The sequence below is a fragment of the Kitasatospora sp. NPDC056800 genome (genome assembly GCF_042789775.1).
In the GTDB taxonomy this organism is placed as follows: Bacteria; Actinomycetota; Actinomycetes; order Streptomycetales; family Streptomycetaceae; genus Kitasatospora.
Genome location: NZ_JBHUAL010000093.1, coordinates 22,630 through 33,703, shown reverse-complemented (window position 1 = coordinate 33,703; position 11,074 = coordinate 22,630). Strand labels below are relative to the sequence as shown.

The window sequence follows — 11,074 nt, the reverse complement described above, 5'->3', positions numbered from 1 at the left end:
TGCCAACACGGACAGCCTTGCCGTCCTCGACTCGTCCCCAGGTGACGGCACTCATGGGCGCCCGGGGTGTGGCAGAGAAGGGCCCCGGGCGTGGCGGAGGCGGGGTCAGGCCGGGTCGTCCTCGGGGTCCGGGGCGGGGACGCGGCCGGCCAGCAGGGCGTGGCCGAGCGCGGTGGGGCGGTGGGTGACGGAGCGGCCGGTGCGGTCCTTGGTGGTCAGCCCGGAGTCGGCCAGGACGGTGGCGTGCTCGCTCGCGGAGGCGGTGGAGATGTCGAGATGGCCCGCCAGGTCCTTGGTCGAGCAGGGCCCGTGGGCCGCGATGGCCTCCAGGGCGGCGGCCCTGGTCTGCCCGAGCAGCGCGGTCAGGGTGCGGCTGGGGGTCGGCTCGGGCTCGGCGCGCAAGGGACCACCGATCCGGGCGGGGTACAGGAGCACCGGCTGCTGGGCCGGGTCCTCGAAACGGGCGATGACGGGTCGGCGGGGGCCGAACACGCACGGCTGGAGCAGCAGCCCCCGGCCGTCCAGGCGCACGTCGTGCCGGCATCCGCCGGCCAGCGGGAAGCTCAGCACCGGGCGGCGCCAGGACACCGTCGGGTGCAGCGAGCCGAGCACCCGGTCCGGCTCGGCGATCCGGCGCCGGCGCCCGTGCTCGGTGGTGACGATGGTCTCGATCTGCCGCCGGTACGGGTCGATCGCCCGGGTCTGGTAGTCGGCGGTGACGTTGCCCAGTAGCCTGCGGGCCCGGCGGTCGCCGGCCGCGACGCCCCGGGCGAAGGCGCTCAACTGCCGCTCCCCGCCGACCGAGCGCAGGTGGTCGCGCAGCGGCGCCTCGGGCGCCTGGGCGGTGGCGCTCTCGGTGGCGCCCGGGTCGCGCCGCACCGCGAGGAACTCCGGGATCGCCGTGGGGGTGTAGAGGTCGAAGAGCAGCGCGGTGCGCGGGTTCCAGGAGGCCCGCAGCTGCTCGCGCCAGGCCCGGAAACGCGGGTCGCGCACCCCGCTGACCAGGGCGTGCACGCTCAGGGAGAGCTCCATCGACATGTCGGGGCGCTCCGCCACCCGGAGCCGCTCCAGGTCGTCCGTACCGAAGATGATTCGCAGCACGGTCGCGATCGTCGCCCGGATGCGGCACCGCCGCAAGACCGTTCGGCGAGAACCGAATCCATTGCCGGGCGGGCCGCCGTCCGGCGGGCATCGGGCTGTCGGTCGGCCCGGATTCAGGGCTCTCGGGCGGGAGGCCCGAGAGCCGGACCGGACACCCGGCGGGCACCCGGCGGGCGGCCGTCCCGGGGGGCTTCCGTGCCCGGACGAACCACCCCGGCCCGCTCCCCGCTCCCCCCGCACGAGTGGTTTCGTCCCCCGCCTCGGCCCCGGAGACGGTCGGTGGACGGATGATCGCTTCCGGGGCCGTACCGGGCGGCCAGGGAAGGACGGTTCGGGACGATGGGCACGACGCGGCGTTCGCTGCTGGGCGCGGCGCTGGGCGCCCCGCTACTGGGGTGGCTCACCGGGACGGCGGCCGGTGCCGTTGACGGCGGCACCGACCGCACCGGGAGTCTGGGCACGCTCTCCGACGGCTGGGTGGAGGTGCGCTGGACCCCGGAGGCACAGGCCCAGCTGGACCGCTTCCACGCGATGGTGGACGTCGTCGCCCCGGCGCGCATGGTGCTGGACCAACGGGGCCCGGCGGTCCACCTGCCGATCCGCTCCGCCGTGGGCGACCCGTCCCTCGCCAACCCGCCGAAGGCGCACGGCGACGGGGCGCTGGACGGTGGGGTCTCCGTCCGAACCTCCAAGGGCGACTACCGGGTGGTCAACCTGTCCGGCGCGATCAAGGACGGCCTGGGCTCGGGCCGGTGCGAGGTGAGCGGGGCGGAGATGGGGCACCGCTCGGCCTTCCGCTGCGGCCTCACCGAGGGCAAGCTGACGGCCGATCCGGTGCCGGCCGGGAAGCCGATGAAGGTCCGGCTCAGCGGGGTGCCGCTGCGCCCCACCCAGGAGGCGGTGGACGCGTACACCGCCAACTTCGGCGCGCACCCGGTCACCGTGGACACGGTGCTCGCCTACGTCACGGCCCAGGGGACGTACACCCCTCCTCCGGCCGCCCAGGAGCAGAAGGCGTAGCGGGCCGGTCGTTGCGGGGTGTCCGGGACTGGGCGGGCACGCCGCCGCCGAAGCGCCGCTCGCGCACCGCGTACGCCCGGACCGCCCCGCGCAGCCGGGCCAGGTCGTAGTCCGGCCACGGCGTGGGATCGAACAGCAACTCGGCATAGGCGAGCTGCCAGGGCAGGAAGTTGCTGATCCGCTGCTCCCCGGAGGTGCGGATCAGCAGGTCCACGTCCGGGAGGTCCGGGGCGTACAGGTGCCGGGCGAGGTCGGCCGGGCCGATCGCCTCCGGGCTGATCCGGCCCGCCACCGCCTCGGCGGCCAGGCCCCGTGCCGCGGCGGCCAGTTCCTCCCGTCCGCCGTAGTCCACGCAGACCGTCAGGGTCAGCGTGCCGTTGTTCGACGTCAGGCTCTCCACCAGCGCGATCGAGGAGGCGAGCGACTCGTCCACCCGGTCCCGCCGGCCGCACCAGCGGATCCGTACGCCGAGCGCGTGCAGGCCCTCCGCACTGCGGGTGAGGCCGTCGGCCAGCGAGTCGAACAGCGCGGTCAGTTCCTCGGGCGGGCGGTCCCAGTTCTCGGTGGAGAAGGCGTACAGGCTCAGGTGGCGGATGCCCAGCCGCAGCGCCGCGTTGACCAGGCGCAGCGCGGCCCGCTGCCCGGCCCGGTGGCCGTGCTGGGCGGGCAGCCGACGGGCCTCGGCCCAGCGGCGGTTGCCGTCCATGATCACGGCGACGTGGGCGGGCGCGCCCTCGGGAGGCGCGGGCCGGGCGCGGCGGTGGGGCGTGGTGCCGTCGGAGCTCAGCGGGGTGAGGCCCTCGGTCAGGACGCGTGAGCGCAGCAGGGTCACTTCGTCGTACTGGAGCTGGGCGCCGAGCAGCAGGGTGTGCAGGAACGGACGGCAGCCGGGGGCGGCGAGCCAGGTGGCGGGCAGGGCCTGCTCCAGCAGGCGGTGCAGGTGCCTCTGCTGGCTCTCGACCAGCTCGTCCAGGGCGGCGCGGCGGTCGGGTCGGCGGTCGTCCTGACTCTTGTCCCGGCCGAAGTCGGCGACGGTCAGGCCGAGTCGGCGCAGGTCCTCCTGCGGCAGGTAGCAGCGGCCGGCCGCGAGGTCGAGCGGGAGGTCCTCCAGGATGTCCGCCAGCTGGCAGGCCTCCCCCAGCGCGGACAGCGCGCCCGCCGCCCGCGGGCCCCGCGCGCCCAGCAGCGGGGCCCACAGCTCGGTGACCGTCCCCGCGACGCCCCGCAGGTGGCGGCGCTGGTCCGCGTGGGTCTCGAAGGCGGGCGGCCGGGCGCCGTCGGCCCGGGTGGCGTCCAGGAACTCCTCGACCAGCGCCCGGTCCAGCTCCCAGCGCCGCACGGTGTCGACGAAGGCCCGGCGCAGCGGGTGGTCGCTGCGGCCGGCCGCGAGGTCGGCCAAGGTGTCGGCCCGCCAGCGGGCGAACCGGCGCTCGCGCTCGGCGGGGTCGGCGGCGCCCTGGGCGTCCTCGTCACCGTAGGAGTCGGAGTCGGAGTCGGCAGCGGCGTCGTCGGCGATCCGGTCGGACCGGGAGGCGAAGCCGTTGACGGCGTGGAAGTACGGCCGCACCTCGGGCGGCAGCGTGTCACTGATCGCCCGCAGCGGGGCCTGGTGGGCGGCCACCTCCCGCTCGCAGAGCCGGTACGACTCCGCCAGCTCCGGCGGACCGCCCACCGCTGCCGCCCCGTTCGCCGCCATGCCCGTTCCCCGCCCCTCTCCGCCACCGCGCACCGTGCACCGCTGTTCGCCGTGCACCGTCTGGTCAACGAGGCGGCGGCGGATCGGTGGCGATCCGGGTGGACCCTCGGCCCTCGGCCCCGGCTCCGCGCGCGGTCCGGTCCGGCCTCAGCCGAGGTCGGCCGGGGACTCCACCACCACGCCGTACAGGTCGCCGATCGTCGCCAGCGCCGCGCGGTGGACCTGGGCGGCCGTCAGCCCGGTGCCCGCCGACTCCAGCGGGCGGGTGGCGCAGGCGGCGGCCACGACGGTCGGGCGGTTGCCGCGCAGGAAGGCGCCGGCCGTCGTGAAGGCCACGCACATGTGGGTCATGAACCCGGCGACGACGACGTCCCGGCGGCCGGCGGCGTCGAGCAGTTCGCCCAGCTCGGTGCCGACGAAGGCGTCCGGGGCCTGCTTGACCACCACCCGCTCGCCCTCGGCCGGGGCCACGCTCGGGTGGATCCGCCCGATCTCGGCCCGGATGTCGTACGGGGTGCCCTCGCCGCCGTCGTTGATCACGTGGATCACGGGGGCGCCGGCGTCCCGGGCCCGGGCGAGCAGGTCGGCACCGGCGTCGAGCGCCTCCTGCCAGCCCTCCAGTTCCATCACGCCGCGCACGTAGGTGTTCTGGTAGTCGATCATGATCAGGGTCGCGTCGCCGAGCGCGGCGGGCTGCTCGTCGAGGCCGTTGAGGGTGCGCAGGGTCGTCGTGGGCATGGGGTGCCGCCTTCACGGTCGGGAGTCGGGGATCTCGCAGGTCACACCTGGTGCGGCCGGCTTCGAGAACGCTACGGGCGGCGCTCGGGTGTCGGCAATGTCGCCTAACATGCAGATTCCGACATCGACGGGGAAGAGCGCCCCGGGGAACGAGGGGAGCAGGCAGTGCCCGCACCGGCTGCGCAACGGCTGATCGTCATCGTGCTGTTCGAGGGCGTCGACCTTCTCGACGTGACCGGCCCGCCCGAGGTGTTCTCCCTGGTCCGCCGGGAGACCGACGACGCGACCGGCTACCGGGTCGTCCTCGCCGCCGAGACGGCGGCGCCGGTCACCACCTCGGCGGGCGTGCGCATCCTGCCCGACCTCACCTTCGACGAGGCCGCCCGGAGCCGGATCGACACCCTGCTGGTGCCCGGCTCGGTCGAGGTGGACGAGCGCCGCCGGGTCCGCGCGCTCACCGACCCGGCGGTGGTCGACCGGGTCCGCACCCTGGCCGCCCGCTCGCGCCGGGTGGCGAGCGTCTGCGTCGGCGCGCACCTGCTCGCCGCCGCCGGGCTGCTGGACGGGCGGCGCGCCACCACCCACTGGTCCACGGCCGGCCAACTCGCCGAGGAGCACCCGGAGATCGAGGTCGACCCGGACCCGATCTTCATCCGCGAGGGCGAGGTCTGGACGGGCGCGGGCATCAGCGCCTGCCTGGACCTTTCGCTCGCCCTGGTCGCCGAGGACTTCGGCGAGGAGCTGGCCCTGCGGGTCGCCCGCCAGCTCGTCATGTACCTCAAACGCCCCAGCGGCCAGAGCCAGTTCAGCGTCCCGCTGGAGCCCGTGTCGACCACCCGGCGGATCGAGGAGCTGCGCCACCACATCCTGCGCAACCTCTCCGGGCGGCTCACCGTCCCGGACCTCGCGGCCCACGCCCACGTCAGCGAACGGCAGTTGACCCGGATCTTCAAGACGGAGCTGGGCACCACCCCGAGCGCCTACGTCGAATCGGCCCGGGTCGAACTGGCCCGCCACCGACTGGAGTCCACCGACGCGACGCTCGAACGCATCGCCACCGCCTGCGGGTTCGGCACCGTCGACACCCTGGTGCGCGCCTTCCGCCGCCGCCTCGGGACGACGCCGACCGACTACCGGCAGCGCTTCCGGACGGCTGCCGCACCCGCCGCGATCCCCACCGCTGCCAGGGCGACCGTCACGGCAGCCGGACGGTGAACTCAGTACGGCCGGGCCGGCTCGCCACCGTCACCGTGCCGCCGTGCGCCCCGACCACGGCCCGGACGATCGCCAGGCCGAGCCCGGTCGAGCCGGTGGCCCGGGAGCGGGCCCGGTCGCCCCGGACGAAGCGCTCGAAGACCCGCTCGGCCAGCTCCGGCGCGATCCCCGGGCCCTCGTCCGTGACGCTCAACTCGACCTGGCCGTCCGCCCGTTCGAGCCGCAGCTCGACCTCGGTGCCGGGCGGGGTGTGGCTCCGGGCGTTGGCCAGCAGGTTGGCCACCACCTGGCTCAGCCGGTGCCCGTCCCCGCGCACCAGCACCGGTTCCTCGGGCAGGACGAGCCGCCAGCGGTGCTCCGGTCCGGCGGCACGGGCGTCGGCCACCGCGTCGAGGGCGGTCCGGGTCAGGTCCACCTCCTCCTCGGCCAGCGGGCGGCCGGCGTCCAGCCGGGCGAGCAGCAGCAGGTCCTCGACGATCGCCCCCATCCGCAGCGCCTCGGCGTCGATCCGCTCCAGCGAGTGCCGCACCTCGGGGGGCACCGGCCCGGGGTGGCGCAGCGCCAGCTCGGCGTGGCCGCGGACCGCCGCGACCGGGGTGCGCAGCTCGTGGCTGGCGTCGGCGGCGAAGCCGCGCAGCCGCTCCTCCACCGCGTGGCGGCGGGCGAGTGCGCCGCCGACGTGCCCGAGCATCCGGTTGAGCGCGGCGCCGACCCGGCCGACCTCGGTGCGCGGGTCGTCGTCGGGCACGCGCTCGGCGAGCATCACCTCGCCGCTGGCGAGCGGCAGCGCGCTGACCCGCTCGGCCATGCCCACCACCCGCCGCAGCGGGCGCAGCGAGACGCCGACCCAGGCGGCCCCGGCGGCGCCGGCCGCGGTGACGGAGATCGCGAAGACGGTGAGCTCCAGGGTCGCCAGCCGCTCGACGGTGTCCTCGGCCGGGCGCAGCGGCAGGCCGCTGACCAGCACGTCGCCGTCCCGCCCGGTGACCGCGCGGACCCGGTAGCGGCCCAGGGCCCGGCCGAGGTCGAGGGTGCGGGCCGGGCCGTCGACGGGCAGGGCGGCCAGCGCGTGCTGCTGCTCGGGGGTGAAGGCGACCCGGTCGTCCTCGTCGCCGGGGCTGTCCACGTCGTCGGCGTCCCCGTCGACCACGCCCGCGGCGGTGACCCGGCCGTCGAGCAGCCGTACGCCGAGGGTGCCGGGGGTCTGGGCCCGGGTGTCGGGGCCGGCGCCCTGGGCGGTGTGCTCCAGGCTCGCGGCGTAGCGTCCGCCGGACTCGGTGAGCTGCTGGTCCAGCCGGTCGACCAGGAAGTGGCGCAGCGCGGCGGTGGTGGCGAGGCCGACGGCGGCGCAGGTGACGACGAGCAGCACCAGCAGTCCGGCGATCAGCCGGGCCCGCAGGGTGCGGGGCACCAGCCGGGCGACGCGGGACCCCAGGCGCTTCGGGTCGCCGGCCTGCGCGTCCCTCACGTCGCGGCCTTGATCAGGTAGCCCGCGCCGCGCACCGTGTGGATCATCGGACTGCGCCCGGCGTCCACCTTCTTGCGCAGGTAGCTGATGTACAGCTCCACGATGTGCGCCTGCCCGCCGAAGTCGTACGACCAGACGGCGTCCAGGATCTGCGCCTTGCTGAGCACCTGCCGGGGGTGGCGCATCAGGTGGGCGAGCAGCGCGTACTCCGTGGGGCTGAGCTCGACCGCCTCCCCGCCCCGGGTGACCTCGCGGGCCCGGTCGTCCAGCACCAGGTCGCCGAGCACCAGGGCGTGCGGGGGCGGCTGCCCAGGCACGGCGGGCGGGGCGGCCCGGCGCAGCAGGCCGCGCAGTCGGACCACCACCTCGGCCAGGCTGAACGGCTTGGTCACGTAGTCGTCGCCGCCGGCCGCGATGCCGGCGATCCGCTCCTCGACGGCGTCCCGGGCGGTGAGGAAGAGCACCCGCGCCTCGGGCTGCCCGGCGTGGATGCGGCGCAGCACCTCCAGGCCGTCGAGGTCGGGCAGCATCACGTCCAGCACCACGGCGTGCGGCCGCCAGGCCGCGGCGGCCTCGACGGCGGCCAGGCCGGTGGTCGCGCCGCGCGCCTGCCAGCCCTCGTAGCGGACGGCCCCGCACACCACCTCGACCAGGTCCGGTTCGTCGTCGACGACCAGGACCCGCCAGTCCGGGCGGCCGGCGGTCTCGTCCATGGGGGCTCCCTCGGGCTCGTGCTGCGCGGTGCTCATCCTGACCCGCCCCGATGAGAAAGCGCTGAGACCCCGGAAAGTGGTTCGTAGACCATCACACTGCCATTGACCTGCATGAACGCCTTCACAGCGGGTCCCGCCGGCCGGCCGGCTCAGAGCCGGCTCAGAGCTTGCGCTGCGATCGTGGGCGGCCCGGCGGCCCTCGCCGCCGGGCGCTGAGGAGGTTCCCGATGAGCACTGCCGCCGCACCGACGTCGCGGCCCGGGCCCCGGCCGGCACCCGACCGCCCGAGGCACCGGGCGGCGCCACGACCACCGTTCGCCCTCGACCCGCGCGCGGCGCTCGGCCTGGTCGCCGTGGGCGCGCTCGGCGTGCTCGCGCTGTGGTGGACGGGCACCCCGGCGGTGGTCGGCGCGGCCGGCTGGCTGACCGGCGCCGGCCGGATCACCGGACTGCTGGCCGGCTACACCGCGCCGGTGCTGCTCCTGCTGATGGCGCGGCTGCCGCCGGTGGAGCGCGGGGTCGGGGCGGACCGGCTGGCGCGCTGGCACGCCTTCGGCGGGCGGTGGATGGTGGCCCTGGTCTCGGTGCACGTGCTGGCGGTCGTCTGGGGCTACGCGCTGACCGACGGGCGCGGGGTGGTCGGCGAGGGCGTGGAGATCGTCTTCCACTACCCCGAGATGGTCAAGGCCGCCCTGGGCACCCTGCTGCTGCTCGGCACCGGCGCCGTCTCCGCCCGGATCGCGCGACGCCGCCTCCCGTACGAGACCTGGTACTATCTGCACCTGGCGACCTACCTCGCGGTGGCGCTGGCCTTCTCCCACCAGCTCGCCACCGGCGCCGACCTGGGCGGCGGCCCCGGCCGGGCCGCCTGGTACGCGCTCTACTTCGGGACGGCGGCGCTGCTCGGCTGGTTCCGGCTGCTGCGACCGTGGCTGCTCGACCGGCGGCACGGCCTGACCGTCGCCGAGGTACGGCCGGAGGGCCCCGGCGTGGTGTCGCTCTTCCTGACCGGGCGGCGGCTGGACGGACTCCGCGCCGAGCCGGGCCAGTTCTTCCGGCTCCAGTTCCAGGCCCCCGGGCTGCGCTGGGCCGCCAACCCGTACTCGCTGTCCGCGCCGCCCCACCCGCGCTTCCTGCGCTTCACGGTCAAGGACCTCGGCGGGCACAGCGCCGCCGTGGCCGCCCTGCGCCCGGGGACCAGGGTGCGCGCCGAGGGCCCGTACGGGGCGTTCACCGGGCGGCGGCTGCGGCAGCGCCGGGTGCTGCTGCTCGGCGCCGGGGTGGGGATCACCCCGCTGCGCGCCCTGTTCGAGACGCTGCCGGGCGAGCTGACCCTGGTCCAGCGGGCCCGGCGGCCACAGGACGTGCTGTTCCGGGCGGAACTGGACGATGTCGCCCGGCGGCGCGGTGCGGCGGTGCACGAGCTGCTCGGCTCGCGCGAGCAGGTCGGCGACCTCGGGGCCGCGCTGGCCCGGCTGGTCCCGGACCTCGCCGAGCACGAGGTCTACCTGTGCGGCCCGGAGGCGATGGCCGAGGAGGCCGTGCGCGCGCTGCGGGCCGCGGGGGTGCGACGGGGGAGCATCCACCACGAGAGCTTTTCGTTCTGAGCCAGTCCGCTCGCTGAGCCCGTTCGTTCGCCGAGTCCTTCCGCCCGCTGAGCCCGTTCGGCTCGCCAAGCACCTGAGGAGCGTTGATTTCCATGCGCCGAGCCGTCGTCACCAGCGCCGCCACCGCGGCCGGGGTGGTGCTGCTGCTGTCCCTCAAGCCGCACGAGGCGGCCGGGCCCGCCCCGGTGATCGGCTCGGGGGCGGGTACCGGTTCCGGTTCCGATGTCTCGCAGCCGTCGGAGGCCCCAGCACCCTCCTCTTCCGCCTCCGCCACGGGCACGGGCGCCACCCGGAAGGTCAGCGGCGACACCGTCAACACCCGGTACGGGCCGGTCCAGGTGCAGGTCACCCTGGCCGGCAGCCGGATCACCGCCGTCGACGTGGTCAAGTACCCGAACTCCGAGCGCCGCGACCGCGAGATCAACAGCTCCGCGCTGCCCGTGCTCAACCAGGAGGCGATATCCGCGCAGAGCGCCGCCATCGACGTGGTCAGCGGCGCGACGTACACCAGCGACGGCTACGTCCGCTCTCTCCAGAGCGCCCTCGACCGGGCCAAGGGCTGAGGCGCCCCGTGCTGCGCCACGCCGAGCCCGTGATGGGCACCGTCTTCTCGATCGCCGTCCGCGACCCCGGCCCCGGCACCGCCGCCGCGCTGGAGCGGATCGCCGAACGGCTGCACCGGATCGACGCGGTGTTCTCCACCTATCGGCCGGACAGCGACATCAGCCGCCTCGACCGGGGCGAACTCGCCCTGGACGACTGCGATCCGGAGGTCCGCGCCGTGCTGGCGGCCTGCCGCGACGTGGCCGCCGAGACGGACGGCCACTTCAGCGAGCGGCCGGGCGGGCGGCTGGACCCGAGCGGCTGGGTCAAGGGGTGGGCGGTCGAGCAGGCGGCCGGCCTGCTGCGCTCCTCCGGCGCCCGGCAGTACTGCGTCAGCGGCGGCGGGGACGTGCAGACCGCCGGCGGCCCGTGGCGGATCGGCATCGCCGACCCCCGGCAGCCGGGGCTGCTGGCCGCCGTCCTCGCCGGTCACGACCTCGCCGTGGCCACCTCCGGCACCGCCGAGCGCGGCGCGCACATCCTCGACCCGCAGACCGGCCGCCCGGCCCGGGGCCTGGCCTCGCTCACCCTGGTCGGCGCCCCGGGCACCGGCATCGCCCGCACCGACGCCTGGGCCACCGCCGCGTTCGCCATGGGCCCGGACCGCGCCCTCGCCTGGGCCGCCCGCCGACCCGGCATCGAGGCCCTGGCCGTCCTGCCGGACGGCTCGAAGCGCTGGACGCCGGGCCTGCCCGGGCACCTCCCGGCGAGCGGTCCGGCGGACTGGCGGGCCACCGTCGGCTGACCGCGGCCGCCCCGAGAACGCTCGTTCCGTATGCGGAACGGTCGTTCCTGCTGCGCCGCCCGCCAGGCCTCCCAGGCGACCAGCGGCGCGAGGTACGACCAGCGCCGCGAGCCGTCCGGACAGGTGCCGCCCTCGACCAGCTCGGAGACCGTACGGCGGGTGAAGGGC

The 11,074-nt window shown here is 76.1% G+C and carries 10 protein-coding genes; 5 read left to right on the top strand and 5 right to left on the bottom strand.

Features of this window, described 5'->3' with window-relative positions; all coding sequences use genetic code 11:
- Nucleotides 1-105: 105 nt before the first annotated feature.
- Entirely contained in the window at nucleotides 106-1,101 is a 996-nt protein-coding gene (locus tag ACFRQN_RS21175; protein WP_380741533.1) for a hypothetical protein, read from the bottom strand.
- A 339-nt stretch (nucleotides 1,102-1,440) separates the two neighbouring features.
- Between ACFRQN_RS21175 and ACFRQN_RS21170 the strand changes: the two genes are divergently transcribed.
- Entirely contained in the window at nucleotides 1,441-2,121 is a 681-nt protein-coding gene (locus ACFRQN_RS21170) for a hypothetical protein (RefSeq protein ID WP_074005775.1), read from the top strand.
- On the opposite strand, the gene uppS is transcribed toward ACFRQN_RS21170, so the two are convergent.
- Together uppS and ACFRQN_RS21160 are read right to left on the bottom strand one after the other, a co-directional pair.
- On the bottom strand, nucleotides 2,066-3,817 hold the full coding sequence (uppS, locus tag ACFRQN_RS21165; RefSeq protein WP_380741532.1) for a polyprenyl diphosphate synthase: 1,752 nt from the start codon (nucleotides 3,815-3,817) through the stop codon (nucleotides 2,066-2,068). The genes ACFRQN_RS21170 and uppS overlap by 56 nt on opposite strands.
- A gap of 147 nt (nucleotides 3,818-3,964) precedes the next feature.
- On the bottom strand, nucleotides 3,965-4,555 hold the full coding sequence (locus tag ACFRQN_RS21160; protein WP_380741531.1) for a cysteine hydrolase family protein: 591 nt from the start codon (nucleotides 4,553-4,555) through the stop codon (nucleotides 3,965-3,967).
- A gap of 165 nt (nucleotides 4,556-4,720) precedes the next feature.
- Here ACFRQN_RS21160 and ACFRQN_RS21155 point away from each other — a divergent pair, with 165 nt between their 5' ends.
- A complete protein-coding gene (locus ACFRQN_RS21155) occupies nucleotides 4,721-5,770 on the top strand; it encodes a GlxA family transcriptional regulator (RefSeq protein WP_380741530.1) in 1,050 nt (349 codons plus the stop codon).
- Here the strand turns inward: ACFRQN_RS21155 and ACFRQN_RS21150 are convergent.
- Both ACFRQN_RS21150 and ACFRQN_RS21145 read right to left on the bottom strand, forming a co-directional pair.
- Entirely contained in the window at nucleotides 5,751-7,238 is a 1,488-nt protein-coding gene (locus ACFRQN_RS21150; RefSeq protein WP_380741529.1) for a sensor histidine kinase, read from the bottom strand. The genes ACFRQN_RS21155 and ACFRQN_RS21150 overlap by 20 nt on opposite strands.
- On the bottom strand, nucleotides 7,235-7,951 hold the full coding sequence (locus ACFRQN_RS21145) for a response regulator transcription factor (protein ID WP_380741528.1): 717 nt from the start codon (nucleotides 7,949-7,951) through the stop codon (nucleotides 7,235-7,237). Before ACFRQN_RS21145 ends, ACFRQN_RS21150 begins: the two co-directional genes overlap by 4 nt.
- A gap of 227 nt (nucleotides 7,952-8,178) precedes the next feature.
- On the opposite strand from ACFRQN_RS21145, the gene ACFRQN_RS21140 reads away from it, so the two are divergent.
- From ACFRQN_RS21140 to ACFRQN_RS21130, 3 genes are all read left to right on the top strand, one after another.
- Nucleotides 8,179-9,558, top strand: a complete 1,380-nt coding sequence (locus ACFRQN_RS21140; protein WP_380741527.1) for a ferric reductase-like transmembrane domain-containing protein — start codon at nucleotides 8,179-8,181, stop codon at nucleotides 9,556-9,558.
- Nucleotides 9,559-9,650: 92 nt separating this feature from the next.
- Nucleotides 9,651-10,121: an FMN-binding protein gene (locus tag ACFRQN_RS21135; RefSeq protein WP_380741526.1), complete on the top strand. Its 471-nt coding sequence runs from the start codon at nucleotides 9,651-9,653 to the stop codon at nucleotides 10,119-10,121.
- Between the two features lie 32 nt (nucleotides 10,122-10,153).
- Complete coding sequence (locus tag ACFRQN_RS21130; RefSeq protein WP_380741534.1) at nucleotides 10,154-10,906, top strand: FAD:protein FMN transferase; 753 nt, start codon at nucleotides 10,154-10,156, stop codon at nucleotides 10,904-10,906.
- Nucleotides 10,907-11,074 lie beyond the last annotated feature (168 nt).

Coding starts and splice junctions, on each gene's coding strand:
- ACFRQN_RS21170 (WP_074005775.1), top strand. CDS start 1,441: ATGGGCACGACGCGGCGTTCGCTGCTGGGCGCGGCGCTGGGCGCCCCG.
- uppS (WP_380741532.1), bottom strand. CDS start 3,817: ATGGCGGCGAACGGGGCGGCAGCGGTGGGCGGTCCGCCGGAGCTGGCG.
- ACFRQN_RS21160 (WP_380741531.1), bottom strand. CDS start 4,555: ATGCCCACGACGACCCTGCGCACCCTCAACGGCCTCGACGAGCAGCCC.
- ACFRQN_RS21145 (WP_380741528.1), bottom strand. CDS start 7,951: ATGGACGAGACCGCCGGCCGCCCGGACTGGCGGGTCCTGGTCGTCGAC.
- ACFRQN_RS21140 (WP_380741527.1), top strand. CDS start 8,179: ATGAGCACTGCCGCCGCACCGACGTCGCGGCCCGGGCCCCGGCCGGCA.
- ACFRQN_RS21135 (WP_380741526.1), top strand. CDS start 9,651: ATGCGCCGAGCCGTCGTCACCAGCGCCGCCACCGCGGCCGGGGTGGTG.
- ACFRQN_RS21130 (WP_380741534.1), top strand. CDS start 10,154: ATGGGCACCGTCTTCTCGATCGCCGTCCGCGACCCCGGCCCCGGCACC.